The organism is Antarcticimicrobium sp., assembly GCF_029212575.1.
GTDB lineage: Bacteria > Pseudomonadota > Alphaproteobacteria > Rhodobacterales > Rhodobacteraceae > Antarcticimicrobium.
In genome coordinates this window covers 12,219-39,217 of sequence record NZ_JARGPK010000021.1, presented here as the reverse complement: position 1 = coordinate 39,217, position 26,999 = coordinate 12,219, and the positions used below count along the sequence as shown (strand labels likewise).

General features: G+C 63.2%; 25 protein-coding genes. 11 read left to right on the top strand and 14 right to left on the bottom strand.

Annotated features, from left to right (window positions below; translation table 11 throughout):
* Positions 1–7: 7 nt before the first annotated feature.
* The 4 genes from P1U75_RS04100 to P1U75_RS04085 all read right to left on the bottom strand — a co-directional run bounded on the left by P1U75_RS04100 (position 8) and on the right by P1U75_RS04085 (position 4,293).
* Positions 8–1,060, bottom strand: a complete 1,053-nt coding sequence (locus tag P1U75_RS04100; protein ID WP_300240154.1) for a TAXI family TRAP transporter solute-binding subunit — start codon at positions 1,058–1,060, stop codon at positions 8–10.
* Positions 1,023–1,790 carry a hypothetical protein gene (locus P1U75_RS04095; protein ID WP_300240151.1) on the bottom strand — a complete coding sequence of 256 codons (768 nt, stop codon included), beginning with the start codon at positions 1,788–1,790 and terminating at the stop codon, positions 1,023–1,025. The genes P1U75_RS04100 and P1U75_RS04095 overlap by 38 nt, the downstream gene beginning before the upstream one ends.
* A complete protein-coding gene (locus P1U75_RS04090; RefSeq protein ID WP_300240149.1) occupies positions 1,787–2,725 on the bottom strand; it encodes a CoA-transferase in 939 nt (312 codons plus the stop codon). The genes P1U75_RS04095 and P1U75_RS04090 overlap by 4 nt, the downstream gene beginning before the upstream one ends.
* 173 nt (positions 2,726–2,898) lie before the next feature.
* Positions 2,899–4,293 (bottom strand): hypothetical protein, encoded by a 1,395-nt coding sequence (locus tag P1U75_RS04085; RefSeq protein ID WP_300240146.1) that lies wholly within the window; start codon positions 4,291–4,293, stop codon positions 2,899–2,901.
* Positions 4,294–4,825: 532 nt separating this feature from the next.
* Between P1U75_RS04085 and P1U75_RS04080 the strand changes: the two genes are divergently transcribed.
* The 3 genes from P1U75_RS04080 to P1U75_RS04070 are packed head-to-tail and all read left to right on the top strand — an operon-like array spanning position 4,826 to position 8,459.
* Positions 4,826–6,256, top strand: a complete 1,431-nt coding sequence (locus tag P1U75_RS04080; RefSeq protein WP_300240144.1) for an MmgE/PrpD family protein — start codon at positions 4,826–4,828, stop codon at positions 6,254–6,256.
* Complete coding sequence (locus P1U75_RS04075; protein ID WP_300240141.1) at positions 6,256–7,314, top strand: acyl-CoA dehydrogenase family protein; 1,059 nt, start codon at positions 6,256–6,258, stop codon at positions 7,312–7,314. The genes P1U75_RS04080 and P1U75_RS04075 overlap by 1 nt, the downstream gene beginning before the upstream one ends.
* The gene (locus P1U75_RS04070) at positions 7,311–8,459 is read left to right on the top strand and encodes an acyl-CoA dehydrogenase family protein (RefSeq protein ID WP_300240139.1); all 1,149 of its coding nucleotides are present in this window, start codon (positions 7,311–7,313) and stop codon (positions 8,457–8,459) included. Before P1U75_RS04075 ends, P1U75_RS04070 begins: the two co-directional genes overlap by 4 nt.
* A gap of 32 nt (positions 8,460–8,491) precedes the next feature.
* Here P1U75_RS04070 and P1U75_RS04065 read toward each other — a convergent pair whose 3' ends face one another.
* Together P1U75_RS04065 and P1U75_RS04060 are read right to left on the bottom strand one after the other, a co-directional pair.
* Positions 8,492–9,310, bottom strand: a complete 819-nt coding sequence (locus tag P1U75_RS04065) for an IclR family transcriptional regulator (protein WP_300240136.1) — start codon at positions 9,308–9,310, stop codon at positions 8,492–8,494.
* A gap of 99 nt (positions 9,311–9,409) precedes the next feature.
* Positions 9,410–9,940 (bottom strand): MaoC family dehydratase N-terminal domain-containing protein, encoded by a 531-nt coding sequence (locus tag P1U75_RS04060; RefSeq protein ID WP_236553309.1) that lies wholly within the window; start codon positions 9,938–9,940, stop codon positions 9,410–9,412.
* Positions 9,941–10,065: 125 nt separating this feature from the next.
* Here P1U75_RS04060 and P1U75_RS04055 point away from each other — a divergent pair, with 125 nt between their 5' ends.
* The 8 genes from P1U75_RS04055 to P1U75_RS04020 all read left to right on the top strand — a co-directional run bounded on the left by P1U75_RS04055 (position 10,066) and on the right by P1U75_RS04020 (position 18,556).
* Positions 10,066–11,328, top strand: a complete 1,263-nt coding sequence (locus tag P1U75_RS04055; RefSeq protein ID WP_300240131.1) for an acyl-CoA dehydrogenase family protein — start codon at positions 10,066–10,068, stop codon at positions 11,326–11,328.
* A gap of 16 nt (positions 11,329–11,344) precedes the next feature.
* Complete coding sequence (locus P1U75_RS04050; RefSeq protein ID WP_057817184.1) at positions 11,345–12,571, top strand: acyl-CoA dehydrogenase family protein; 1,227 nt, start codon at positions 11,345–11,347, stop codon at positions 12,569–12,571.
* 46 nt (positions 12,572–12,617) lie between these two features.
* Entirely contained in the window at positions 12,618–13,766 is a 1,149-nt protein-coding gene (locus tag P1U75_RS04045) for a TAXI family TRAP transporter solute-binding subunit (protein ID WP_300240125.1), read from the top strand.
* 103 nt (positions 13,767–13,869) lie between these two features.
* Positions 13,870–15,765, top strand: coding sequence for a TRAP transporter fused permease subunit (locus P1U75_RS04040; RefSeq protein WP_300240224.1), 1,896 nt, complete (start codon positions 13,870–13,872; stop codon positions 15,763–15,765).
* Between the two features lies 1 nt (position 15,766).
* A complete protein-coding gene (locus P1U75_RS04035) occupies positions 15,767–16,207 on the top strand; it encodes a PaaI family thioesterase (protein ID WP_300240123.1) in 441 nt (146 codons plus the stop codon).
* A 33-nt stretch (positions 16,208–16,240) separates the two neighbouring features.
* Positions 16,241–17,017, top strand: coding sequence for a 3-oxoacyl-ACP reductase family protein (locus P1U75_RS04030; RefSeq protein ID WP_088652400.1), 777 nt, complete (start codon positions 16,241–16,243; stop codon positions 17,015–17,017).
* A 10-nt stretch (positions 17,018–17,027) separates the two neighbouring features.
* Entirely contained in the window at positions 17,028–17,414 is a 387-nt protein-coding gene (locus P1U75_RS04025; RefSeq protein ID WP_300240118.1) for an OB-fold domain-containing protein, read from the top strand.
* Positions 17,411–18,556 carry a thiolase gene (locus tag P1U75_RS04020; protein ID WP_300240116.1) on the top strand — a complete coding sequence of 382 codons (1,146 nt, stop codon included), beginning with the start codon at positions 17,411–17,413 and terminating at the stop codon, positions 18,554–18,556. Before P1U75_RS04025 ends, P1U75_RS04020 begins: the two co-directional genes overlap by 4 nt.
* A 70-nt stretch (positions 18,557–18,626) precedes the next feature.
* Here P1U75_RS04020 and P1U75_RS04015 read toward each other — a convergent pair whose 3' ends face one another.
* The 8 genes from P1U75_RS04015 to P1U75_RS03980 are packed head-to-tail and all read right to left on the bottom strand — an operon-like array spanning position 18,627 to position 26,763.
* Positions 18,627–19,760 (bottom strand): C4-dicarboxylate TRAP transporter substrate-binding protein, encoded by a 1,134-nt coding sequence (locus P1U75_RS04015; protein ID WP_300240114.1) that lies wholly within the window; start codon positions 19,758–19,760, stop codon positions 18,627–18,629.
* 57 nt (positions 19,761–19,817) lie between these two features.
* A complete protein-coding gene (locus tag P1U75_RS04010; RefSeq protein WP_300240112.1) occupies positions 19,818–21,125 on the bottom strand; it encodes a TRAP transporter large permease in 1,308 nt (435 codons plus the stop codon).
* 10 nt (positions 21,126–21,135) lie between these two features.
* On the bottom strand, positions 21,136–21,657 hold the full coding sequence (locus P1U75_RS04005; RefSeq protein WP_300240109.1) for a TRAP transporter small permease: 522 nt from the start codon (positions 21,655–21,657) through the stop codon (positions 21,136–21,138).
* Positions 21,658–21,699: 42 nt separating this feature from the next.
* A complete protein-coding gene (locus P1U75_RS04000; RefSeq protein ID WP_300240106.1) occupies positions 21,700–22,476 on the bottom strand; it encodes an enoyl-CoA hydratase-related protein in 777 nt (258 codons plus the stop codon).
* A gap of 28 nt (positions 22,477–22,504) precedes the next feature.
* Positions 22,505–23,659, bottom strand: coding sequence for an acyl-CoA dehydrogenase family protein (locus tag P1U75_RS03995; RefSeq protein WP_300240103.1), 1,155 nt, complete (start codon positions 23,657–23,659; stop codon positions 22,505–22,507).
* 5 nt (positions 23,660–23,664) lie between these two features.
* Entirely contained in the window at positions 23,665–24,843 is a 1,179-nt protein-coding gene (locus tag P1U75_RS03990) for an acyl-CoA dehydrogenase family protein (RefSeq protein ID WP_300240101.1), read from the bottom strand.
* Between the two features lies 1 nt (position 24,844).
* Positions 24,845–26,035: a CoA transferase gene (locus P1U75_RS03985; RefSeq protein ID WP_300240098.1), complete on the bottom strand. Its 1,191-nt coding sequence runs from the start codon at positions 26,033–26,035 to the stop codon at positions 24,845–24,847.
* Positions 26,032–26,763 (bottom strand): enoyl-CoA hydratase-related protein, encoded by a 732-nt coding sequence (locus P1U75_RS03980; RefSeq protein ID WP_300240096.1) that lies wholly within the window; start codon positions 26,761–26,763, stop codon positions 26,032–26,034. Before P1U75_RS03980 ends, P1U75_RS03985 begins: the two co-directional genes overlap by 4 nt.
* Between the last annotated feature and the right edge of the window lie 236 nt (positions 26,764–26,999).

The following is a 26,999-nucleotide window of genomic DNA, read 5'->3' as shown; positions in this document are numbered from 1 at the left end:
TGCGGAATCAGTTGCCGACGGCTTCTTTCCAGTACCGCACCGCGCCCGGATGATAGGGTACACCGGCCTCGATGGTGGCGACGGCATCGGCGGCGATGTCGTACTCCGCCAGCTGCGGCCAGGCTTCGACCAGCAGATCCATGTTCTGGTGGATGCTGCGGGCGATGTCATAGGCTGTGTCGTCGTCCATGACGCCGGTGCGGGTCAGGAAGAAGACGTTGAGCTTAGGCACCCGCATCTCCTCGGATCCCGGAATAAGCCCTGCGGGGAGGGTTGTGAAACCGACGCCCTCCATGGCTTCCGTCGCCGCTTTCTCCTGCTCTTCGGAGAAGCCGATCAACCGCATCTCGGTGCTTGTCATCAGCTCTTGCAGGGTCGCATCGACAGAGTTTGCGGCACCGTATTTGCTGTAGCCGATGATCTGGCGGTTCTTGATGCCTTCGACCGCGTCACCGACGGCACCATGCACAAGGTCGGCGTCGATGTCGAACATCGACAGCACGGTGGTTGTCAGGGTCTCGGCGGCCGATCCCCGGATACCGGGATTGAACTTCTTGCCATCCAGATCGTCGAGCGTGGTCACACCCGATTCCTCGGTTGCGGCAATCAACAGGACCGACGCGCTGTAGGGATACAGCGCAACCGTATCGGGAATGGCGTTGCCTTCGAACTTGCCGGTTCCGTTTCGGGCCGAGATAAGAATATCGGTGGTGGCAAGACCGAGATCGATTTCGTCCCGCGCGAGGCGCAGGACATTGTCCACGCTGGCGCCGGTCTCGATCACGTTGACGGTGGTATCTTCCATGCCGGTCTCGATCGCCTTGCTCATCGCCACCGAGATCGTGAAGTGGCTGGACGTCGGGCTGGTGGTCCCCATCGTGAGATCCTTGGCCGAAACCACCCCGCCCACAAGCATGGCACTCAAGGCCGCAGCGGCACCGATTGCCGTCCGGTTTCTGGTCGTTACGCGTTTGAACATGTTTTCCTCCCAGTCGTTGTTCAAAATTATCGGCACCTGCGCGTCAGGCGCGCAGAGTTCCGGTCTTGTCGATCCGCTCACGCAGGACAGTCAGTTCCTCCTCTGTTGGCGCCGGCGTCTGTGGCACGTCTCCCCTGATCCCAAGATCGAACCCCGTGTGGCGCTGAACCTCTTCGGACGTATTGCCCGCATGGACCGATTTCAGTCGCATCCGCAGCGTCGCCGGGTCGAAATCCATGACAGCGCGTGGTGTCACCACGAACCGCGGTCCTTCCTTTTTCAGGCCGGCGGCGCGTTTCGCCTCGGGCCCGGAAAGGTGGCCCGGTATGGTGATGAAGTCCACTTTCTCGACAAAATTTCGCGTAGTATGAACCGTGGGGCAGACATAGAATCGCGTGGAGGTGTGGCAGTAGGACAGGTTGGCCGCCCCCGGCCCGCGCATCCCGGGCGCGTCGAGCGTGCCACCGACGTGATGCAGGTTGATATTGCCGTAGGAATCGTGCTGCAACCCGCTGTGAAAGAAGAAGTCCAGGCCGTGATGACTGTGGCCGAAAAGCTCGATGAAGGTTTCGGCGGCCTCACACCGGCCCAAGGCACGGTCATCCAGCATGGACGGATAAAGATGCCCCGGCAGCGGATTGAAGAACATCTCTCCGCCGACTGTCAGGTTCGGTGCGTGCAGTTCACGCGCCAGAGCGATCGCCGCCATCGGGACCAATGCAGCAGCACCCGCCGCGCCCAGCTCGCCATCGGCCAGGTCGCGGGCCAGCACGACAACCATTTGCTCAAGGGGGGAAACCGCCGCGCTCATCTCTTCCGTGTCTCCGCTTCGAGCCGGGCGAAATATTCGGCGCCGCCGACCGCTTCAATATAGTCACCCTGGCTTTTCGGCCGCGTCACATGACGCGCGATGTAGTCGTCCAGTCCTGCGCGGTCGCCGGTACGGGCGGCGTCGCCCAGATCGGCGTAGGCGTCGATATGATCCTCGTCCATCGCGTAATGGGGGAAGCTCGCGGTGGGATGCGCGCCGTAAGGCACCTCGACCACGGCATCGACATAGTGGGACGGCACCGTGACCCGCGACGGATCGTCAAGGATCACCTCGTCCGGCACGATCCTGTCCACGCTGGCAATGACCATGTCCGAGGCGCGCGCCATCAGCTGATCGGCATAGACCATGGTGCTGAGATGGCGCAGGTTTCCCCAGCGGTCGGCCTCTTGCGCGTGCAGGAACGTGACGCGGGGCCGGATCGGCCCGACGGCGTGGATGCGGCGTCCCGAAAAGGGGCAGTCGATTTCGCGGATCAGCGGATTGTGCTTCAACACGTCCGACCCGCGCAACGCGTCGATCGGCTGAAACGGAACACCATGGGCCGAGGCCATCAGCCCGCCCACCACGGTCAACGCGTCAAGCGCGTGGGCAGTCACCTGCCCTGCCTCAACCGCGCTGCGGAAATTGGGGCAAAGCCGGTTCTCCAGCGTGACGCCGGGAATGAACACCTGCTCGACCGCGCCTGTCGCGATCATCAGATCGACGTCATAGCCCGCGCCGGGCGAGGAATAGACATGCAGGTCCTTTGCGCCCGCAGCCAGCAACCCGCGCACCAATGCGACCGGCCGGCCCTGCTTGAACAGCCCGCCAAGGCATAATTCAGGACGTTCCTGCAAAGCGTCCCGGGCCAGATGCGCTGCGTCCTGCAGCCTCGTGACCTTGCTGCGACGCGTGGGTTTCGTTTGGTCGTTCATCGTATGGGTCGTCGCTCCGATGCTTCTGTTTCCCTGGCAGACCGCCGGGGAATTTGCGCAGAACAACTGTACTGGAACGCACGCAATCCAGCACCCTCCGCCATGTGACAGGCATGATCGAACACATATGTGCGATTGGCCGCGCCCGGACCCGGATGAAAAATCCCCGTCGCTCAGAACAGCCCTGTAGCGACACCGCCACCGACAATGAGAGTGATGAGGACGATGCTGACAAGACCGAAAACTCCGTTCCAGCGAAAACCGATGGTCAGGGGCCGTTCCCCGACGATTGAGGAGGCATAAACGACGGCAGTGATGGCAGGCCCCATGCAGATGATGCTGCTCCAGCCGCCGGCCAGTGCAAGGCCCAGAGCGAGCGGCGACAAACCATCCACGCCGACGCGGTTGACCACGTCCGCCAGCAGCACCACCGAGATCATCGGGTGCACACCCAGCAGCCCCGTCACGAACACCGTCATGATCAACAGCACAACGGTCAGGACAGGCCGCGCGGCAATCCAGCCCAAGTGGTCGGCAATCCACTCGACCGGGACCACTTCCAGCGCGACAAGGCCGATGAACCCCGCCGACGCGATAACGCTCATCTCGGTCGCGAACCCCGGCGCCTGGGCCACGAACCGGCGCGACATGTCCGGAATGCTGCCGATGCCCTTCCGCAGACCCGACCAGAGAAGCGCATAAACCGGCACGATGGCGATCAGGACGGTCTGGAAACTGTATTCCGTCGCCCTATCCAGTGCCACCACAACGCCCCCGAGTACAAGGATATGACCGGCAACGATCACGACCGACCAATGCGCCCAGCCCGGCAAGTCCCCGGTCAGGGCCGCGACCCGACCGCGCGCCGACGGCGGGCGCCACCATTCCACCGTGTCGAACAGCCACCCCAGAAGGAAAAGCACCCCGGCCAGCGCGATTCCGAAAGGCGCCAGATGCGCCCATTCAAGATCCGGAATCGTGAGAATCATCAGATTCAGGGCGACGCCGAACGGCGTCCAGAACGCGACCGAGGAAAACCCCCGCATACAGGCGCTTACCATCCTGCGCTTGCGGGCCTCGTACACCACATCGTCCATTTCATGGCGATGGGCCTGCAAGCCTTTCATGATGACCTCAAGCATCACGCCCAGCCCGCCGAGGTTCAGCAGCACGCCGAACAGGTGGCCCCCTGCACCCAGAGAGGCGTAGCGGCGGGTCGGCGGCTGCAACGTCAGGAATTCTCCGGCGACCTCTACAACCGGGTCCTGCGTGGCCGCGATGCGTAGGAATGCGACAGCCGTCAGCAGCGCGGACAGGAAAACGACACGCCCCGCCGCCTCGGCGAAAATGCGCGTTTCGATACCACCGGCCAGCGCCAGAACGGCAATCGCGAACGAGAAGAAAAGCAGCACCCATCCGACGCGGGCAATGTTGCGGAACGCGATCACGAGATAGACGCCAAAAAACGGCACGGCCGCGATCGACACGCCGCTGGCGGGAAAGACACCCTGCGCGATGCCACCGCCAAGACAGATCATCAGACAGACAGTGGCAATCGGGTTGCGCACGGCGGGCCGTTTCAGAACGTCAATGAACGACATCTGCCCCCGCTTTTCCTAAGCCGTGTGGCCTGCCCGCAAAGCGTCGGCAGATCCGACCGCGTCAGACACGCCGGTCGGACAACGATGTCGCCGATTCCGGGTTCATCCCGTGCGGCACGCAACGCGCTCATATCGCCAGCGCGGGAACGGCGAGAGCGACTGCCTGACGCGGCCGACGGCCTCGGTCGCGAATCTTTGCGAAACGAAAGTCTGACGGAAACGGCGTGGTGCAATGCCTTGTCGCGTTCGCGCCCTTGCCTTCCAGACCATTCACACCGGCACCCCAGCCACGCTCGCCCTTCTTCTCGCGGCTTTTCTGACACGCCCGGCGCCCGATCTCCAAGGGATTCAGATGAAGGTTTGCAACCAGGCTGCCGCAGATCAGCGGGAATCACAACGCCAATATCCTTCTTCAACACATATGTGCAAACAGGTGGTCACCCGAATTGATAGCACCTCCCGACATGAGGCAAAGTGCAATACCAGAGAGGATCAGGACATGACCAGTGATTTCACCCGCCGTCTGACGCGGTTCATCGCCGTGCCACATCGGCTGGACGCGGCAAATGCAGAGCAGGCCGCGCTTTGCGTGGAGGATACGGTGGCCGTCATCTATGGCGGGTGGCACGAGCCGGTGGTCCGCCGACTCGCGGCACTTGACGGGGACGGAGCGGCCGCGCCGGCGGGCGCAGTCGGAAAGGGCGGCGTAGAGCGGGCCGCGTTCCTCAACGCCGTGGCCGGTCACGCGCTGGACTTCGACGATGTCCACACGCTCAGCGTCACGCACCCCAGTGTGGTCTTCGTGCCGGCGCTGCTGGCCATGGCAGACGCGCGGCCAGAGACGACCGCCCGTGTCGCCCCCGCGCTTGCGGTGGGAACGGCCGTCAATGTCGCGCTGGGACAGGTTCTGGGCTTTGGTCACTACAACAAGGGCTGGCATGCCACATCGACGATCGGGGCCGTGGCCGCGGCGGCAGCGGTCGCGCATCAGCTTGACCTTGACGACGAGGCCATCGGAAACGCCCTGTCGCTGGCCGCGTCGCTGGCCGGCGGATTGCAGATCAATTTCGGCGCGATGGCAAAACCGATCCAGGCCGGCAACGCCGCCCTTGTCGGAGTGCGCTCCGCCCGCATGGCCGAAGCCGGGATCACCGGCGCCCCCGACATCTTTTCGCGGCGCGGCTTCTTCGATCTTTATGCCGGTCCGGACGGGCTTGCGACCGACCCTGCGGAAGTGGTGCCAAAGATCGATCTGGGCAGCGTGTCGCGCAAGCTTTATCCGTGCTGCTATCTCACGCACAGGATGATTGCCGCAGGGCGGCATCTATACACCGAACGCGGCGGCGACGCGGTGCCCGGGGACTCGGTGATCGAAATGACAGTGCCCAAGGGCGTCATGGTGCCCCTGCATGTCACCAATCCCAAGGACGGAATGGAAGCCAAGTTCTGTGCCGCCTATACCCTGTGCGCCGCCCTGCATCAGGGTCAGGTCGGGCTCGCGGATTTCGAGGGCGACAGCCCCCACCGGGCCGAGATCCGTCGCCTGATGGACATGGTGACCATCGAAACGGAACCGGACGCGGGGCAGGATCGCGTCGGCGTGGACCATGGGGCGGTCCATGTCCGCCTGCGCAGAGGCAACGAAACCCTGGCCGAAACCTCGGTCGCGGCACATCCCGGATCGCCCTCGGACCCGGCGACGCCAGCCGAGATCGGTGACAAGATCGCCGATTGTCTTGAGAAATACCGCCGGGACGGTGGCACGCCGCACGCCGCCGGTGCGTTTCGTCAGGATCTGCGCACACGGCTGCATCTGCCGCCGCTGCGCGCTTCGATTGAAACCGACGGCCAATCACTTCACGCCCGTCACAACACACCAGAACACGGTACTTCAACCGCCAACCAAGCACTGTCTGAAAGGACCACCTGATGGAGTCGATGATCTTCGACATGGCCGAGCGGCTTTTCCGCGACCATGTCAGCCACGGCCTACGCGAGGACGCCGCCGCCGGACAATGCCCTGAGGCCCTCTGGACGCGGATCGAAGAGGCCGGGTTGCACATGGCGCTGGTGCCCGAAGAGGCCGGCGGCTTCGGCGTGCCCGCCGCCGAGGCGCTCGGGCTTGTGCGCATTGCCGGGGCGCATGGCCTGCCCCTGCCGCTCGCCGAAACCCTGATCGCAAATGCGGTTCTGGCGCGCGCGGGTCTGGCCCTGTCCGGCGGCAGGCTGACCATTGCCGAGGGCGAGGTGCTGCAACTGGAACGGCGCGGCGGTGCCGTGCATGCACGCGGACACCTGACGCTGGTGCCTTTTGCCCGCTGGGCGGACCGGATCGTGACCATTGCCGCGCTGGATGGCGCCGATCACGTATTGTCCCTTCCGGTGAAGGATCTGACCGTCACCCCGGCGCAGGATCTTGCCGGGATGCCGCGCGACGATGTCGCGGTCGATCTCGACCTGCCCGGGGCCAATGCCGCCGCCTTGCCCGGGTCGATGGGCGGGATGCGCGGGCTGGGTGCGCTTGTCCGCAGCCTGGCCACCGCCGGCGCGATGGAGACCATCCTGAAGATGAGTGTCGAATACGCCAACGACCGGGTCCAGTTCGGACGACCGATCGGCAAGTTTCAGGCGATTCAGCAATACCTCGCAACGATGGCCGGAGAAACCGCCGCTTCGCGCACTGCCGCCGAAATGGCGGCCGACAGCTATGACACAGCCGCCTTTGCGCTGACCGTTGCCGCCGCCAAAAGCAGCGCCGGAGAAGCTGCGGAAACGGTCGGTGCGCTGGCTCATCAGGTTCATGGGGCCATCGGCTATACGCAGGAACATGCGCTGCACCATTTCACCAAACGGATCTGGAGCTGGCGCGACGAGTTCGGCACCGAACTGGACTGGACACAGGAACTGGGACGGGCCGCACTGTCGAGCCCCCACGACACCTTCTGGCATTTCATCACTGACAGCACAGCACAAGGCGCAACGGCATGACACTCACCGCGTTTCCTTCACCCCCGCCCGGCGCCGACTATGACGATCTGCGGCAAGAGGTCCGTGCATTTCTAGCCGAAGAGCTGGCAGATTTCCCGCCCGAAAAACGCGCCGAGTCGTGGAATGGGTTCAGCCGTGACTTTTCACGCAAGCTGGCGCAGCGCGGCTGGGTCGGCATGACTTTTCCCAAAGAATACGGCGGTCACGCGCGCAGCGCACTGGAACGCTATGTCGTGTCCGAAGAACTGCTGGCTGCCGGTGCGCCGGTAATTTCGCACTGGATCGCCGATCGTCAGAGCGGCCCGCTGATACTTGCCAAGGGCACCGAAGATCAGAAACGCGCGATCGTGCCGCGCATCGCCGCGGGCGAGCTCTGTTTCTGCATCGGGATGAGCGAACCGGATTCCGGCTCGGACCTTGCGGCCACGCGCACCGTCGCCACCGAGGTCGAGGGCGGTTTCCGCGTCAACGGCACAAAGGTCTGGACGACCTATGCGCATGTGGCCGATTACATGATCCTGTTCTGCCGCACTGGCAAGAGCGACGACCGCCACGGCGGGATGAGCCAGTTTCTGATCGATCTCAAGGCCACCGAGAACATCCAGATCAGCCCGATCATCGACCTGGGCGGCGAACATCATTTCAACCAGGTTGTCTTCGACAACACCTTCCTGCCATCCGATGCGCTTCTGGGCGAACAGGGCGAGGGGTGGTCGCAGGTCATGAGCGAACTGGCCTTCGAACGCAGCGGACCGGAACGGTTCCTGTCGTCCTTCGCCCTGATCGAAGAACTTATTCGTTTGCTGCGCAAAGACGCCACCGAGGCGCAACAGGCCGAGATCGGCCGCCTGTCCGCGCATCTGATGGTGCTGCGGCAAATGTCGCGGTCGGTGGCCGGGATGCTGAACGAGGGCAAGAACCCAGCGCTTCAGGCCGCCATCGTCAAGGATCTCGGTGCGCTCTATGAACAGGACATTCCGCGCCTGGCCCGCAGCCTCTTGTCCCGCCCGGCCGTGCCCGGAGGACGCGACAGCTATGCAGCAGTGCTGGCCTATACGGAACTCGCGGTACCGTCGTTCTCGCTCCGGGGGGGCACCCGCGAGATCCTGCGCGGCATCATCGCGCGCGGACTGGGACTGAGGTAACGGGGGGCTCGGCCAGCCGGAGCGGGGCGCGTCTAATTCAGGCCCATCCCGGTCCGACCCGGACGATAGCCTAGCGCCAACGAAAGTTGTTCGGCGCTCGCTTTGGCCGCTGTGACGCAAAGCTTTCGGTTCCTCTCGGCGCGTTCCAGAGGGGCGCCGATCACCAGGGCTCCTGCCAGGCTCCCATCGGCCCGAAACACGGGCACACCGAAGCCTGCGGCGTCTACATGCGCGGTGCCGACCGTTCTGGCGTAGCCGGTTTTGCGAATCTCTGAAATCATGCGCCGCAATGCATTTTCGTCGGTGATCGAATTGCCGGTAAGCGGCGTCAGTTCCGTCCGTTCGAAATACGCGTCAAGCTTCTCGGGCGTGTCATAGGCCAGCATGACAAGACCCGATGCCGAACAGAAAAGGGGCCGATCGACACCCGTCTGGGCAACGTACCGAACGGGCTGCTCGCTTTCGATGACCGATGAATAGACAACGCGATCACCATCCCGGACGGCAAAGAGAACCGTCTCGCCCGTCTGCTTGACAACCTCGCTCATCACACCGCGCAGGATCGACTCGAACGGGTGGTTGGTCAGGATGGATTGCGCGAACTGGAAAATCCTCGGCCCGAGAAGATAGGTGTCCTTCTCGCGCATCAGGTAACCTTTTTCCGTGAGAGGGCGCAGCAGCACCAGCAAACTGCTCTTGGGGCAATTTAGCGCGCCGCTGAGTTCAGAGAGCGTCATGCGCCGGTCGCTTTGCGCCACCAGATCGAAGAGCGCAAGGATGCGGTTCAGCGACCGCGGCCCATCCGATTTACGCCCGGCAGATCCAATTCCGTCAGATTGCGCGGTTTTCATATCTGCGTCTCCCGTTTCGCCCGGTTACTAGCAAAACCGGGGCGGCAGTCCAGCCATTTCCGGCCAGGGGCGTACTCCCGCATCGTATCGGAGACGGGTTTACGCCTCTCCCGGCTCCTTGTCCGTCGTGCGTGCCTTGATCATCCGCAGGGGCGTGTATTCCAGCACCTGCTCTCCGGTCTGTTTGAATACCCTGTTCCGGGTCCGGACAAGGCCGCGGTTCGGCCGGCTTTTCGAGCGGCGCGACTCGGTCACCTCGACCTCGCAATGGATCGTGTCGCCCGCGAACGTGGGTCCCAGAACCTTCAGCTCCATTTCCAGAAAGGCAAAGCCCGTGTGTTGCATCGTGGACTGGGTCAGCAGACCCTCCATGAAGCAATAGACCAGGGAGCCGGGGGCGGCGAAGCCCGGCATGTTGGATTCCTTTTCGCGGAAGTCGCTGTTGATGAACAGCACTTCGAGCATGCCGGTGACACTGACGAAATTCGTGATGTCTGTTTCGGTCACGGTGCGGCCGATGGTCCGAAACTTGCGCCCCACCGGCAAATCTTCATAACAAAATCCAAGGCCCACAGTTTCCATGCCGCTCGTTCCCTTGTTAAGTCCCGTCTTCTGCGAAGGCTCGGCCACGCCAGTCCCGCAACCTGAACATTCCCCGCTCTCGTAAGGTTAAGGTGCAAGAGCCAGGCCAATCAATCGAAGCGACCATTTTTTCGGGTCTGACATGAATCAAGCACATTCATGATGAATCCGGCTTGTCGGTCTTTTTCGCCGTTCTCAACGCGACATTGCACGTATGTGGTTTTGTGCGACCGCCGGCCGTTAGTGTTTGGTCGGGCCCGGCCGCCAACCTAACGTCGGCCAACAAGCACTCGGCATCCACAACCGCAAGGAGTTATTCAGGCATGAATTTCGGTTTTTCCGAGGAGCAGGATACCATACGCGAAACCCTGGCCCGGATGCTTGGCGATCACGCCACCCTGGAGGTCGCGCACAACCGCCTCGACAGCGGGGAAGGGTTCGATACGGCAACCTGGTCCGCACTGGCCGAAGGCGGCTGGCTTGGCCTCGCCATGTCGGAAGAAGAGGGTGGCTCGGGGATGGGCGCGGTGGAACTGGCCATCCTTGCCGAAGAAATCGGCCGCTGTCTGGCCGCCGTACCTTGCATCCCGGTCCTGTGTATGGCGGTTCCGGCCCTTCAGTCCGCCGGGACGGACGACCAGCGCAAATCGCTTCTGCCCGGCATCGCCGAAGGCCGTACGATCATAGCGACAGCGCTTGCCGAAGGCGGGGGTCTCGCACCTGACACCGTATCGGCGAAAGTGACGCAGGATCGCCTTTCGGGACAGAAAACGCCGGTCACCTTCGGCGCCGAGGCGACCCACGCTCTTGTCGCTGCGACCGATGAAGAGGGCACGCCGCGTCTCTATCTTGCGGATCTCTCCGCGTCGGGTGTGACGACGCGTGCGCTCGACCCGGTCGACCGCACGCGCCCGGCGGCCGAGATCGTTTTTGACAACACGCCGGTCGAACTTCTGCCCGGCTCGGACCCCGCGGCGATCAAGCGTCTTCTGGACGGCGCCGCGGTGCTGGCCGCCTTCGAACAGATCGGCCTTGCCGAGCGCGTGCTTGCCCTGACCACCGCCTATGCCGGCGAGCGGCACGCTTTCGGGCGTCCGATCGGCGGCTTTCAGGCGGTCAAGCACCGGCTCGCGGACATGTTCGCCAGGATCGAACTGGCGCGATCCAACGCCTTCTTCGGTGCCTGGGCGCTGGCGAGCGGCGACAACCAACTGCCCGAAGCGGCCGCCGTCGCGCGCCTCACAGCGCTCGATGCCGTGCAATTCGCCACCGAGGAATCGATCCAGCTTCACGGCGGTATCGGGTTCACATGGGCCGCCGACCCGCAACTTTTCCTGCGGCGCGGCTGGCAGTTGAAGGCAGAACTCGGCCCGACCGCCATGTGGCGCGAACGGCTGCTCGGGCATCTGGCGGACGCCCCACGGACCGCAAGCTAACAGGGAAATCGGACACATGGATTTTAGCGACAGCCCCGAAGAAGCCGCCTTTCGCGCAAAAGCGCGGGAATGGCTGGACGCCAACGCAACCCTGAGGGACGGCAGCGAGAAGGCTCAGGATCACTTCATGGCCCGCGACGCCGACGAGGTCGCGCGAGCGCGGGACTGGCAGGCCCGCAAGGCCGAAGCGGGCTGGGCCGGACTGACCTGGCCGCGCGCCTTCGGCGGCCGCGACGCCACGCCGATCGAACAGGTGATCTGGAACCAGGAGGAAGGGCGCTATGCCGTTCCGCCCAACGCCTTCCTGATCGGCATCGGGCTGGTCGGGCCGACGGTCATGATCCACGGCACGGAGGATCAGAAAACCGCGGTTCTGCCGCGCGCCCTGACCGGCGAGGACATCTGGTGCCAGTTGTTTTCCGAACCCGCCGCCGGCTCCGACCTGGCCGGCATACGGACCCGCGCGCGGCGCGATGGCGGCGACTGGGTGATTTCCGGCCAGAAAGTCTGGACCTCGGGGGCGCATTATTCCAGCCACGGCATCCTTCTGGCACGCACCGACCCGTCGGTGCCCAAACACAAGGGGATGACCATGTTCCTCGTGGACATGTCCGACCCGGCCATCGAAACGCGCCCGATCCGCCAGATCTCGGGCGGGGCCAGCTTCAACGAGGTGTTCATCGACGACCTGCGCGTGCCGGACAGCGCCCGTCTGGGCGGCGAATCCGAAGGCTGGAAGGTGGCGCTGACGACGCTGATGAACGAACGGTTCAGCATCTCGGTCGGACGCGCCAGCGGCGGCGCGCGCGCCGAGGAGCTGATCGACCTTGCCGCCCGCGTCGAACGCAACGGGCGCCCGGCCATCGAGGACGGCGAAGTGCGCGCGCGGGTCGCTGATTTCATCGCGCGGCAACGCGGACTCGAATTCACGTCCTACCGGGTCATGACGTCGCTTTCGCGCGGCGAGGCACCGGGGGAGGAAGGCTCGATCGGAAAGCTGCTGCTGGGCAAGCTGCGGCAGGAGATGGGCGCCTTCGGGATGGAACTGGCAGGGACTGCGGCGGGCGTGTCGGCGGCCGCCGGCGACGATACCGCGCGCTGGCGCAACGAGTATCTTACGGCGCCGGGCAACCGCATCGCCGGCGGGTCCGACGAGATCCAGCGCACGATCATCGGCGAGCGCATTCTTGGACTTCCGCCGGAAATACGCGTCGACAAGAACGTGCCGTTCTCGGAACTTTAGGCAAAATGCCGACTGAGCCCGAATAACCAACAAGGAGGAGACTACCATGAACTTCAGATGGACAAGCGTCGCGGCTGTCGGGTGTCTGGCGATGGCCGCACCGGTCGGCGCACAGAACATCGAACTGCCCGACATCATCACCTGGTCGGCCTATGACACGGGATCAGCCGGCCACGCACATTCCATCGCCATCGGCAACATGATGCGCAACCGATTTGGAACGACGATCCGAGTGCTTCCGGGGCGCAACGATGTCTCGCGGATGACGCCTCTCAAGAATGGTACGGTGGATTACTGCCTGTGCGGAATCGCCTCCTATTTCGCCGGCGAGGGCGTGTTCCTGTTTGCTGCGCCGGAATGGGGGCCGCAGCCGATCCGGGCGGTTATTCAGGCTGTCGGCGACTATGGCCTGGGCGTGGTTGTCGCCGCCGATGCCGGCATTGAGACGATTACCGACCTTAAGGGCAAACGAGTCGGCCGCGCCACCAGTTCGCCCGCGATCGACGTCAACATGGAGGGTTTGCTGGCTTTTGCGGATCTGACATGGGACGATGTCGAAGCCGTTGAATTCTCGGGCTATGTGAATTCTCTCAAGGGCATCCTTGAGGATCGCGTCGATGCGGCCTTTGCGCTGACAACCACCACTGTGAACTACCAAATCGAGTCCAGCCCGCGGGGTATCAAGTGGCTTGAAACCCCCGCCGAGGATACCGAAGCCTGGGCCCGCTATACCAAAATAACGCCTTACGTGACGCCGCACATGGTGTCGGTCGGGCCGGGGATCGACCCCAAGGCACCGCTGCCCATGGCGCAATACCCCTATCCGATCCTCGTCACCGAAGCCGATCAGGATGCCACCGAGGTGCGCAACATCGTCGCCGCGCTTGACGCCGGTTTTGACGAATTCAAGGACGCGGCCCCCGGTGCCAATGCCTATGCAATCGATCGCCAGATCCTTAGTTGGGTGATGCCGTGGAGCGATGGAAGCGTCGCCTACTTCAAGGAAAAGGGCATGTGGACCCCGGAGCACCAGGAGAACCAGGACAAGTTGCTGGACCGGCAAAGGGTGCTCTCCGAAGAGTGGAGCGGTTTTGTCGAAGGCGCTCCCGAGGGTGAGGAAGAGTTTGCCGCCGCCTGGATGAAGGCACGCGCCGAGGCGCTTGAGGCAGCAGGTCACGAAGTCTACTTCCGCTGACTTTCCACAATCGCACAAGTCAGGAACAGGTATGCCACAGCAACCGCAGGCCACGACGGTACAGCCGATAGGCACGAGCAACCAGCCGACCGGTCTGCGGTTGATGCTTGCGGCGTCGGCCCTTCTTTTGTCTGCAGCGTCGGCCAATCATATCTTCAATCTCGGGTTCTTCATGAACGTCCGACTGCTGGAGATTCATTACCTCTACGTGATGCTGTTGCTGACGTTACCGCTCGTCTACCTTGTCTTTCCATGCAGCAAGACAAACCCGCACGGGTCAACGCGATGGTGGGATTATTTTCTTGCCCTCCTCGCGTTGATAACTTGCGCATTCTTCGTCTATTACGGGCGCAGCGTGGTGAACAAAGGCTGGGATTTCGCGGCCCCCACCCATGCCGTGATTGCCAGCTTCGCCTTCTGGTTTCTGCTGCTCGTGGCGGCGCGGCGCACCGGCGGCTGGACGCTCTTTGTCGTCATCCTGATGTTTTCCATCTATCCTATGATCGCCAATTATGCGCCGGGACCGATCCAGGGATTCCAGCGCCCGCCGATTGAGACGGCGATCTTCCACGCCATGAGCGGCGAAAGCGTTCTGGGCATCCCGATGCGCAGTTTCGTCAACCTTGTTGTCGGCTTCATGATCTTCGGGGTTGCGATGCAGCACACCGGTGCGGGGCCGTTCTTTATCGACCTCGCCTTTGCCGCGCTCGGGCATGTGCGGGGCGGCCCTGCCAAGGTCGGCGTCCTGACCAGCGCGCTGACCGGATCCATGAGCGGCAGCGTCATCACCAATGTGCTTACCACCGGGTCTATCACCATTCCGGCCATGAAAAAGGTGGGCTTCCGGCCCAGCTATGCCGCCGGGATCGAGGCGGCGGCCTCGACCGGCGCGGTGCTGATGCCTCCGATCATGGGGGCCACGGCGTTTGTCATGGCGAGCTTTCTGCTGACGGACTACACCAACATCGTGGTTGCGGCAGTGCTGCCCTCGCTGCTCTATTTTTTCGGTCTCTTCGCCCAGATCGACGCCTACTCGGCGCGCAACGGGCTGAAGGGCGTGCCCCGCGCCGATCTTCCCAGATTCGGAAATGTGCTGCGCGAGGGCTGGTATTTTCTCGCCGTCTTCGGGCTTCTCATCTGGATGCTGCTTTATCTCAAGCGCGAGGCAATCGCCCCGTTCTATGCGACCGCGCTGCTGATCGTTCTGAACCAGTTGCTGTCGAAATCGCGCTGGGGCCGGCAGGAGCTGATGAACTTCCTGGCGGCGACGGGGCGGCTGTTTGTCGAACTGGTCGCGATCCTCGCGGCGGTCGGGCTGATTGTCGGCGGACTGGCGGTGACCGGCATGTCCGGCACGATCTCCAATGATCTGCTTTTCATCGCGGGCGGCAACACCTTCCTGCTGCTGCTTCTCGGCGCCCTGACCAGTTTCATACTCGGGATGGGCATGACGGTGACGGCCGCCTATGTCATCCTCGCGGTGTCTCTGGCCCCGGCCCTGATCGCCGGCGGGCTCGACCCGATCGGCGTGCATCTGTTCATTCTCTACTGGAGTATGCTGAGCTACATCACCCCACCCGTGGCGCTGGCGGCTTTCGCCGCGGCGGCGATTGCCCAAGCCCGGCCCTTCGCTGCGGCCTATGAGGCGATGAAGCTGGGCACCATCATCTATATCGTGCCCTTCTTCTTCGTCCTCGATCCTGCGTACACCCTCCAGGCAGGGTTCGTCGACAGTGCCCTGACAATCCTGCGCGCGGGTATCGGCGTTCTGCTGATCTGCGCCGGATTGCAGGGATACCTGCTGGGCGTCGGCCGTATCGAACCCGGTCCCACGGGCACGATTGCGCGGCTTCTGCTCGGGATTGCCGGTCTGGCCTTCGCCCTTCCCTCGACCGCGATGCTGGCAATTCCGATCGCTGCGGCGGTGGGCGTCGGTGTCGCGGTGACGGCGCTGGCGGCGGTCATCGTGACGTTCTCGCGCAACCGAAAGGCCACCTGAAATGAGCGCACAGAATGGCAAACCCGAGGTTCCCGCCCCGTTCAACGCCTTGCTGGGCGTCCGATTCATTTCCTGGTCCGATGACATGGCGGAATTGCAGTTGACGATCACCCATGACCACCTGAATGGCGCCTTCGCGGTCCATGGTGGGGTTTTCGCAACCATGCTGGACAACGCGGTCACCTTCTGCGCGGCTTTTGCGGGCGAAGGCCGTCCCGGTCATCGCTGTCTGACGCTCTCTCTCACCACCAGCTTTGTCGGCCCGGCGGTCGAGGGCGACGTGCTGACGGCACGCGCGCGCATTGTCGGTGGTGGGCGCAAACTGGTCTTCGTGCAGGGCGAGGTCGTCAATCAGGACGGGCGTCGTCTGGCACATGGAGATGCCGTGATAAAGCGGGTCACACCGCCCTCGGGCCAACCCGAGCCGAGCGGCGGAAACTGATCTTCAACCAATGAATGTAGTAAGGAGATAGAAATGATCAACCCGATGTCATTGGAAAATCAGGTAGTGATCGTCACCGGCGCCGGACAGGGGATCGGTCGCGGCGTGGCGGAACTGGCGGCCGATCTGGGTGCCAGGGTCGTCGTGAACGATCTCAACGAAGACGGCGTCAAGGAAACCGCCGAGAAGATCGGCGGCAATGCCCGCGCCCTCGTCGGGAACGTGGCCGACCCGGACTTTCCCGAGAAACTGGTGAAGTTCAGCCTTGACGAATTCGGGGACATCAACGGGCTGGTGAACAACGCCGGCATCGTGCGCGCTGCGATGATCCACAAGATGGACCGCGCCACATGGCAGCAGGTCATCGACGTCAATCTCACCGGTGTCTTCGCCTGCCTTCAGGCTGTGGGCACCTACTACAGGGATCAGGCCCAGAAGGACCCGGACAGCTCCGCACGCCGCGCCATCGTCAACGTCTCCTCCGATGCCGGCCGCCGCGGCACCATCGGGCAGATCAACTATGGCGCCGCCAAGTCCGGCGTGCTCGGCTTGACGATGAGCGCCGCGCGCGAATGGGGCCGCTACGGGATCAACGTCAACTCGGTCTGTTTCGGAATGGTCGAAACACCGATGACTGAAACGATCCGATCGGACAAGTTTGCCGACAAATACATGGCACAGATCCCGATGGGCCGTATGAGCACCCCTGAAGAAGTGGCGCAGCCGGTCTGTTTCCTGTTGTCCAACGCGGCATCCTACATCACCGGCCAGCACCTGAGCGTGAACGGCGGCTACCACATCGGGTTCTGAGATGACAGGCATGGAAAAGGGTCCGGGGCCCGACGCCGTCTTTGCCGCCAAGCTGGCCGAGGGCGTCTTCGAGATTCAGAAATGCGGCAGCTGCGGCACGCATGTCTTTCATCCGCGCGTGATCTGCCCAGCCTGCGGCAGCGCAGACCTTGAATGGGTTACGCCCTCGGGCAAGGCTACGGTCTATGCGCGGACAGTTGTGCGCCGAAAGCCCGAACGCGGCGGCGATTATAACGTGGTGCTGGTGGACCTCGAAGAAGGTGTTCGAATGATGTCGCGCGTGGACGGCATCGCGCATGACGAAATTGCCGCCGGGCTGAAGGTAATCGCGTCGATCGGCGAAGGCGCGGACGGTCAATCCGCTGTCGTGTTCCGGCCCGAAGGAGGTGCAGGATGAGTTTGCGGGGAAAAGCCGCCATTGTCGGAGCGGCGCTCGCCGGCTGTGGCGAGGCTCATGGCAAGAGCGCGATGGAGATCACCGTCGAAGCAGTACATGGCGCGCTGGCCGATGCCGGGGTCTCGCTTTGCGACGTCGACGCCATCGCAACCTGCCAGCCGCTGGACATGCTGTCGGGGCTGACGCTGGCGCAGGAACTGGGGCTGAACCCCAGGTTCACCATGAACAACCGCATGGGCGGCTCGTCGTTTCTGTCGCACACGCTCTGGGCCGCGATGCTGCTGGAGTTGCGGCTCGCCGACACGGTGCTGATCGCCTACGGGTCGAACCAGCGCACCGCCTCGGGCAAGCTGATGACAGCGCTCGGCCTGCCAACCTACGAGGCCCCCTACCGGCCGATGTTCCCGCTGTCGTCCTACGCGCTTGCCGCGGACCGTCACATGACCCAGTTCGGCACCACGCGGGAACAACTGGCCGACGTGGCGGTGGCCGCCCGCGCCTGGGCGCAAAAGAACCCCGAAGCGTTCGTTCGCGACCCGCTGACGCGCGAGGATGTCATTGCCTCGCGGCTGGTCTCGGATCCGCTGCGGGTACGCGACTGCTGCCTTGTCACCGACGGGGGCGGCGCGCTGGTGATGCGGCGGGCCGAGACGGCGAAGGATCACCCCAGGCCACCGGTTTATCTGCTGGGGGGCGGCGAAGGCACCACCCACCGCGACATTTCCGAAATGCCGGACCTGACTGTGACCGGGGCCGCGCAGTCGGGTGCGGCGGCCATGGAAATGGCGGGCGTGCGCCCGTCGGATATCGACGTGGTGGAGCTTTATGATGCCTTCACCATCAACGTGATCCTGTTCCTTGAGGATCTGGGCTTTTGCAGGAAAGGCGAGGGCGGCGCCTTCGTCGAAAGTGGCGGCATCGCGCCCGGCGGTCATCTGCCGGTCAACACCAACGGCGGCGGGCTGTCCTGCGTGCATCCCGGCATGTACGGCATCTTCACGCTGGTCGAAGCGGTGCGGCAGCTGCGCGGCGAAGCCGGAGACCGCCAGATCGACGGCGCAGAGCTGGCCCTGGCCCACGGCAACGGCGGTGTCCTGTCCAGCCAGGTGACGAACATCCTGGGCTCCGAAGCCACGCTCTGACCAGGCCATCGGACAAGACGAAAGCGGCCCTCCATACAGAGGGCCGCTTTGCGTTTCTGCCTGAGGTGACTCAGTTCGGGTAGGTGTCCAGGTCGATCTTGGAGTAGATTTCCTGGCGCAGGAGATCGGCAAAGGGCTTCGGATTGTCGCGGATCGGATGCAGCGGCTTCACCAGACCATGCCATTTCTCGATCAGCTCGCGGTAGGTCGCGATCAGCGGCTCGGGATCTTCGATGCCGCGCTCCTCGCGGGAGATGCGGGCGATCTCTTCAAGGTCTGCGGTGCGAAAATCGACCAGATCCTGAAGAAACTCGGGCGAAGGTTCGTGAACCGTCAGTCCAAGGTCAGCGGCCTCTTTCAGCACATCCAGATCATCGGTTTCGTAATTGACCGCCGTCTGCGCCACGGCGTCGGGGATATTCTTGGTGAATTGTGTCCGTTGTTCACTTGAGAGGGACTTCCAGAACTTCGGGCTGAGGGCAAAGATCGACCCGGAATGATAGGTGCCCAGCGGCAGCTCCGTCAGGTGCTTGGCAACTTCAATCAGGCTATGCCCCTTGAGCGCCCCGACCGGTTGCACCGCGGCGGTGACGACGCCGTGGCTCATCGTATCATACATCTCGCTCGTTGGCACGTTGACGGGCTCGGCCCCAAGGCGGGTTGCCCAGCGATCCCAGACCGAGCCGCCGGTGCGCAGCTTGACGCCCTGCATATCCTCGATGGTCACAATCGGCTGGGTCGTCAGCAACACGTAGGGCGCGGTGCTGATCCCGCTAAGGGCCACCATGCCGTTCGCGGCGAATTCGTCCTTGCAGGGCTGACAGTGCAGCATGACAAATTCGCTGGTCGCACCGAGCATCGCGTAATGATCCTCGCCCAGAAGCGCCATATCGGCGACGAGCTGCGCATAGGGCATTTCCGAGCGGAAATAGGTCAGCGCCAGCAGGCCCACATCGGCCACGCCGTCGCGCAGGCCAGACAACGTCGGCTTGGCACCGAGCAGGGCACCGCCGGCAAACAGCTTGAAGTCGAAGGCATCGGGAAATTCGGCCTCGGTCATATCGGCAAAGGCGGCATGGCCGCGCGATGTCGCGTGATTGGGCGAGGTCCAGTTGCTTACCGTCACCCGTTTTTCGGCCAGGGCGGGCGTGGCCGAGAGTACGGCACCCGTCGCCAGTATCGTCAGGATTTTCGTCAGTCTCATGTGGTCTCCTCCTCTTTGTCAAAGTCCCGCTGTCGCGCGGGGTTCATCACGGCAGTTTCAACTTCCAAGCTCCGGCAGGAACATGATCAGTTCGGGGAACGCGACCATGATGATCAGGACCACCACATCGGCGGCCAGGAACCACATGACGCCTTTGAAAATCAGCGAAATCGGAACCGCGTCTCCGACAATACCCTTGATCACGAAGACGTTGAGCCCCACCGGCGGCGTAATCAGCGCCATCTCGACCAGTTTGGTTGCAAGGACGCCGAACCAGATCAGGCTGATATGGTTCGCCTCAAAAATCGGAAGGAGAACGGGTAGCGTCAGCAGCAGGATGCCCAGCGGATCTAGAATCATGCCCAGCAGGCAAAAAAGCACCGCCGTGCCGAAAACCAGCATTACATAGCTCACCCCCAGGTCGATCACCAAGTCTGACATCGCTTCGGGGATACCGCTGATTGCCAGAAACCGGGAAAACAGATTGGCACCAACCGCAATGATAAAAATCGCCGCTGTCATTTTTGCAGTGTCCATCAGCGCGATTTTCGAAACTTTCCAGTTCAAAGTGCCGCGCGCCGCCGCAATCACGAAGGACAAGGCCGCCCCGACAGCGCCAGCCTGTGTCGGTGTGAATATCCCGGTGAACAGACCGCCAAAAACACCCAGCACCAGCAAGATCACAGGCCATGTTTCGCTCAGGGCCTCCAGCCGTTCGGACCAGATGGCACTTTCGTCGAGCGGCGGCGCAAGTGCGGGGTTGATCCGCGCACGAATGATGATCACGGCCCAGTACCCCAGCATTGTCAGCACGCCCGGCACGATCGCTGCCAGAAACAGCTTGCTGATCGCGACCTCGGCAAAAATGCCGTAGATGATCAGAAGGATGCTCGGCGGGATGAGTGAGCCCATGGTGCCGGCCGCGGCAACCACGGCGGTACTCAGCCCGGGATCGTAGTCGCGCTTCAGCATTTCCGGCACCGCGATCCGCCCCATCGCCGCGGCGCAGGCCAAGCTGGAGCCCGCCGCGGCCGAAAACAGCGCTGCGCCGCCCACGCTGGCGACTGCCAGCCCCCCGGGCAGGAACGACAGCCAGACCCGAGCGGCCTTGAAGATCCCGCGCGTGATGTCGGTCTGGTAACAGACGTAGCCCATCAACAGAAACATCGGGATCGAACTCAGCGTCCAGTGCGCGGCGAAGTCATATGGCACGGCGGTCAGCAGGCCGAAGGCCGCGCCGCTGCCCAGCATGGCCCAGAACCCGAAGAAGGACACGATGCCCAAGGCCACCGCGATCGGAACGCGCAGCAAAACCAGCAGGATGACGGAAACGATGCCGCAAAGGCCGATCTGGAAAAAGCTCACCGTCCCGCTCCTATTCGTACATGTCGTGATTGGGACCGGCCATGCCAGCGTCGGTGAATGGCCTTTGGGTCAGCTTCGCCAGCAAGAGCAGCACCATCAGCCCCGCTCCAAGGGGCAGAAAGAAGCGGCCGGGCCAGACGGTCAGCGCGGCCATGCCCATGGATTTCTCCCCGATAAGGTATTTCTCGACAGCGTCTATCCAGGTTTGCCAGGTGAGCAGCCCGTAGAACACCGCAGACAGTGCCAGAGCCAGCATGTCGAAAGCGGTCCTCGCCCCCGTCGGGAGCATATCGTGGATCAGGTCGACCTTGATGTGCTCGTTGGTATATTCGACGAAGGGAAGCGGCAGAAAGACCAACCCGACCATGTAATAGTAGGACACGTAATCCACCGTTCCCGGCAGTGGCTCGGCGATGAACTGGCTCAGGATGACGTCGAGCGTGACATGGACCATCATCAGGGCCGCCAAAGCCGTCGCGGCATAGGTGATGATCCGCGACACCCATCCAAGTCGGGCAATTACTGATTCCATCGCTGTTTCTTTCCTGTCATGGTCAGGTCGCGGGCCCTACGGCTATGCCCCTCGAAATACCGGTTGTCTCTTGCTCAGGAAGGCGTCGATGCCTTCGGCGTGGTCTGCGCTCTTGATGATTTGTCCCTGGATGATGGCTTCGGTTTCAAGAAAGCTCTCAAGCGAAGGTTGCAGCGCGGCGCGCATCAGCCGCTTGGCTCCGGCCAGCGCAAAAGTCGGGCCTGCCGCCAGGTCTGCCGCATAGTCCGCCGCGGCGTCATCGAGCGCGTCGTCCGGATGCACCTGGCTCGCCAGCCCCAGGCTCAGCGCCTCTTGCGCCGGCACCAGCCGGGCAGAGAAGGCAAGATCTGTCGCCCGCTGTCGCCCGATCAGATTCTGAAGAAAGAACGCCGCGCCGCCATCCGGGGCCAGGCCAATCTTGCGAAAGACCTGACCAAGTTTCGCTGTCTCGGAAAGCAGCAGGACGTCGCAGGCCAGGGCCATGCTCAGCCCGATCCCCACCGCGGGACCGCGCACCGCCGCCACCACCGGCTTTTCACAGTTGTAGATCGACAGGATCATCTGGTGCGCCCGGTGCAGACGCGCACGGTCGCCCCAGACATCGTCCTTGCCCATGGTCGAAATATCCGCGCCCGCACAAAAGGCACGGCCCTCGGCTCTCAGCAGCACCGCCCGGATCTCGGGGTCGGTGTGCATCTGGCGGAAGCTCTCCATGAGCTCGACCCGCATTTCAAGGGTCAGCGCGTTCAGCTTGTCCGGCCGGTTCAGCGACACGACGGCCAGACCGTCCTTGCGTTCAACTGTGATGTCACTTTCCATGACCGTCCCTCCCCTCAGCAATAATCTGTCAGTCGGCAAACAGCGCCCGTGCGATCCCGTTCTTGTGGATCTGGGTCGTGCCTCCGGTGATCGTCAGCATCCGCACGTCCCGCACCATCCGCTCCAGCGGCAACGAGCCGAAATAACCGTAGCCGCCGAACATCTGCATCGCGTCGTGGGTCACGCGCTGTGCCATCTCGGTGGCCTGGACCTTGGCAATCGATGACAGGGTCGGATCGGGCTGGCCCCGGTCGATCAGCGACAGCGCGGTGTAGCACAGCGACCGGGCAGCCTCGATCTGCACTTTCATGTCCGACATCATCCATTGCAGGCCCTGCATGTCGGACAGCGCCTTGCCGAACTGGCGGCGCGTTTTCATGTAGTCGCAGGCCAGGTCGAACGCACCTTCGGCCACGCCAAGCGCCAGAACCCCCATGCCGACGCGGGTGCCGTTATAGACACCCAGCGGACGGACAAAGCCGCTAGAATTCTCGGCCAGACCCTCGGTCACGATGTTCTCCGCCGGCACTCGCACGTCGTCAAAGTGGATCTCGCATTCGTTGCAGCCGCGCGCCCCCATCTTCTGTTCGAGGATGTGCACCGTCACGCCGGGGCTGTCACGTTCCACCAGAACCGTGCCAATGCCCCGCGCCCCCTTGCTGTCGCAGAACCGCGCATAGACCAGAAGGTAATCGGCCCGGTCGCCGAAGGTGGTAAATATCTTGCCGCCGTTCAGCACAAAGTCATTGCCGTCCCGCCGCAACGAGGTCGTCACTGCCGTGGCGTCCGAGCCTGCCTCGGGCTCGGTCCAGGAAATCGCGCATTCGATCTCGCCCGCCGCGAAGCGCGGCAGGAAGGCGCGCTTCAGCTCTTCGCTGCCGCAGGTGGCGATGATCCGGGGCGAGACGTTCTGATCATGGACAATCAGCGCGGTGTTGAAATCCACCTTCGCCAGTTCCTCGATCACCAGATAGCAATCGACCAGCGAGGCATCCCCCCCCCCATATTCGCCGGGGATGGTCATGCCCAGATAGCCAAGTTCGCTCAGGCGATGGTGGTTTTCATCGGGATAGATGCCCTCCCGGTCCCAGCGCGCGGCCCGGTCGCGAAATTCACCCAGCGCCAGCTTGCGCGCCGCGTCCTTCAGCGCGATCTGCTCCTCGGTCAGCATTGAAGGATGCATGCGCCCTACCCTCCCCGCCGTTGGTTGAAGCTGTGGCCATAGACCATGGCGGCAATGGTGTTGCGCAGGATCTCAACGGTGCCACCGCCAAGCGCGAAGCCGCGCGCGTCACGAACCATGCGTTCCAGCGGGTATTCACGCGTATAGCCGTTGTGGCCGTGGATCTGCAGCGCCTCGTTCGTGACCCGTTGCGCCATTTCGTTGGCGTAGAGCTTGGCCATGGTTGCATCCATCGGGTCGGGAAAGCCGTTCGGCGCGGGGTTGGTGGCGGCGCGATAGACCATCAGCCGTGCCGCATGGATCTGTGTCGCCATGTCGGCGATCTTCCATTGGAGGCCCTGAAATTCGTTGATCGGGCGGCCAAACTGATGGCGGATCTCCGAATATTCCTTGGCCGCCTCGAAGGCACCTTGCGCCAGCCCCACGCACATCGCCGCATTGCCCACACGCTCGGGGCCGAAACTGCTCATCAGCAGCGCGAAGGAGCGCGAGCTTTCCGGATCCCCCTCAACCAGCACGTCCTCGGGGCCGGCCTTGTAGTTTTCAAGGATGATCTCGGCCTCGGTCAGGCCCCGACCGCCCATTTTCAGCGATATGTGGCCGATCCGCGCGCCGGGTTTCTTCAGATCGACAACGAAAGCGCCGATCCCCCTTGCCCCGCTGGCCTTGCCGAACCGGCAGAAGACCAGCGCGAAATCGGCCACATGGGCGCCGGTGGACCAGCACTTGTTGCCGTTCAGCACCCAGCCGTCGCCATCCTTGGTGGCCGTGGTGCGCAGATCGGTGACCGCGGACCCCGCCTCGGGTTCACTGATGGCGATGGCGATGAATTTCCTGCCCGCCGCCATGTCCGGCAGAAACCGCTTTTTCTGTTCGTCGTTGCCCAGAACGCTGATCGCCCGCGACGGACCGTTCAGGTAAAGCTGCGAGACCAGCGCGGTGTTGAAACAGACCCGCGCCATTTCCTCCAGAAAGACGGTGCCCTGCACCACCGGCGCGCCGGAGCCGCCGTATTCCTCGGGGATGAACATGCCCAGATAGCCAAGCTCGGCCAGCTTGTCGCGGTTGGCAGCGGGAAATTCCTCTTTGTCGTCCCAATAGGCGGCCTTTGGGGCGAATTCCCGTTCGGCCAGCTTGCGGGCCTCCGAGCGAAAATCTTCCAGTTCCGGATCGAGCTTGAACATGTCAGTTTTTGTCCTCTGAGAGTGTGGAAAGCCCGGCCTGGCGCAATGCGCCCAGTACGCGTGCCGTATCGGCACCCGCTGCCGGGGCGGGTATGGGGGGCACGCGGTTGTGACGTGCAAATTTCATTGGCAACCCGGGCACAGGGACCGTGCCCAGATCCGGATGCGGAAGATCGTGGATCATGCCGCGGGTGCGCATGTCATCGTCCGAAACCACCTCGGCCAGGGTGCGCACCGGCGCGCCCGGCACACTGGCGTCGCTCAAAGCCGCGAAAATCTCAGCACGGCTATGCTGCGTGGTCCATTCCGAGACCCAGCCATCGACCTCGGCACGCCGCGCACAGCGCGCGGGGCCCTCGGCCAGTTCGAGATCCTCGACCAGATCGGCGCGCCCCATCGCGCGGCTCAATTGCTGCCAGTGGCGATCATTCAGGCACATGATCGCCACCTGCCCGTCCCGCGCCGGAAACAGATCGTAGGGCGCGACCTTGAGCACCGCCTGGCTGTTGCCGGCACGGTCGGCAAACCCGTCAGGTGCCAACAGGAAGCTGGAGATATTGGACGCCAGCGCGTGATGCGTCACGTCCTGCATGGCAATTTGAACGAAGTCGCCGCGCCCGGTCGTGCCGCGTGCATGCAGCGCCGCCATGATCCCGCCAAACAGGTGGACGCCGCCGAGAAAATCGGTGATCGCCGCGCCGCATTTCACCGGCGAGCCATCAGGAAACCCGGTTACCGACATCAGCCCGGTCAGCGCCTGAATGGGGAAATCCATCGCCGGTGCATCGCGGTAAACGGAATCGGCGGCGTAGCCCTTGCCCGACCCCATGACCAGGCGCGGATTGCGAGCCGAGAGCGTCTCCCACCCGATACCCAGTTTTTCCATCGTACCGGGCCGGGAATTCTCGATCAACACGTCGGCGGTATCCGCCAGCGCCAGCAGCGCGGAGCGCCCTTCCTCCGACTGGAGATCAAGCACCACGCTTTGTTTGCTGGAATTCAGCATCATCGCCGCCGGGTTTTCGCGTCCGCCCGCGATGCCGCGAATGCTGTCACCGCCGGGCGGCTCCACCTTGATGACCTCGGCGCCCATGAGCGCGAACATCAGCCCGCAATAGGGCCCCAGATAAACCTGACCCAGATCAACCACTTTGAGCCCAGTCAGAGGGCCGCCCGCTGCCGCCGCGGTCATGTGCCGCTAAAGCACGGTTTGCGCTTTTCCCTGAAGGCAGCCACGGCTTCGCGATGATCCTCGGTCTGCATGATAAAGGCCTCGGCGGTGGCCTCGATCTCAAGATAGGTGGCAAAGTCGCAATCCATGCCGCGGTTCAGCATCGCCTTTCCCAGCCCGAAAGCACGGGTCGGCCCGTCGGCCAGACGCGTGGCAAGTGCAGCGGCTTCCGCCTCCAGCGCGTCTTCGTCGTGAATTGCATGGACGATCCCCAGATCGCACGCCTCCTGCGCGCCGATCACCTGGGCGGTCATGAACATGGCCTTGGCGCGCTGTGTGCCAACCACCCGCGACAGCAGGTAAAGCCCGCCGCCATCGGGCACGATCGCCACCCGCGCATAGGCCTGGCAGAACCGGGCCGAGGGTGCGGCGAGGATCACGTCGGCCAGAAGCGCGATATTGAACCCCACACCAAATGCAGGCCCCGCAACCGCTGCAACCACCGGTTTTTCAAGATCATAGAGCATCCGGGTGACGCGGTGTTGTTGCTTCATGCGGTCGCGCATTGCGGTTGGCGACGCGCCGGCAAAGGTGTTGATGTCACCGCCCGCGCAAAACGCGCCACCGGTTCCGGTGATCAGCAGCGCGCGGACACGGTCGTCATCGCGCACTTCCGTGACGATGCGCTCCATCTCCTTGCGCGCGGCCTGGTCGAGCGCATTCTTCTTCTCGGGGAAGTCGAACGTCATCCGACCGACACCCTCTGAGCATTTGTAAAGCAAGGGCACCGCTTCCTCCTCCCGGAAATGGATCTCCTGGGAACACGCTAAAGGCGGGTTGTGCCAACAAGCTATAGGTCAGCGCCGGAAAACAGACTTGTGTTAAATGGATGCCGCCCGTTTTTTCCGTTGCGGTCTCAGGGCCGCGGTGTTTCGATCTGGCCAGAGATGCGCTGGCGGCGGCTCCGCGCAACGTCCTGATGAAA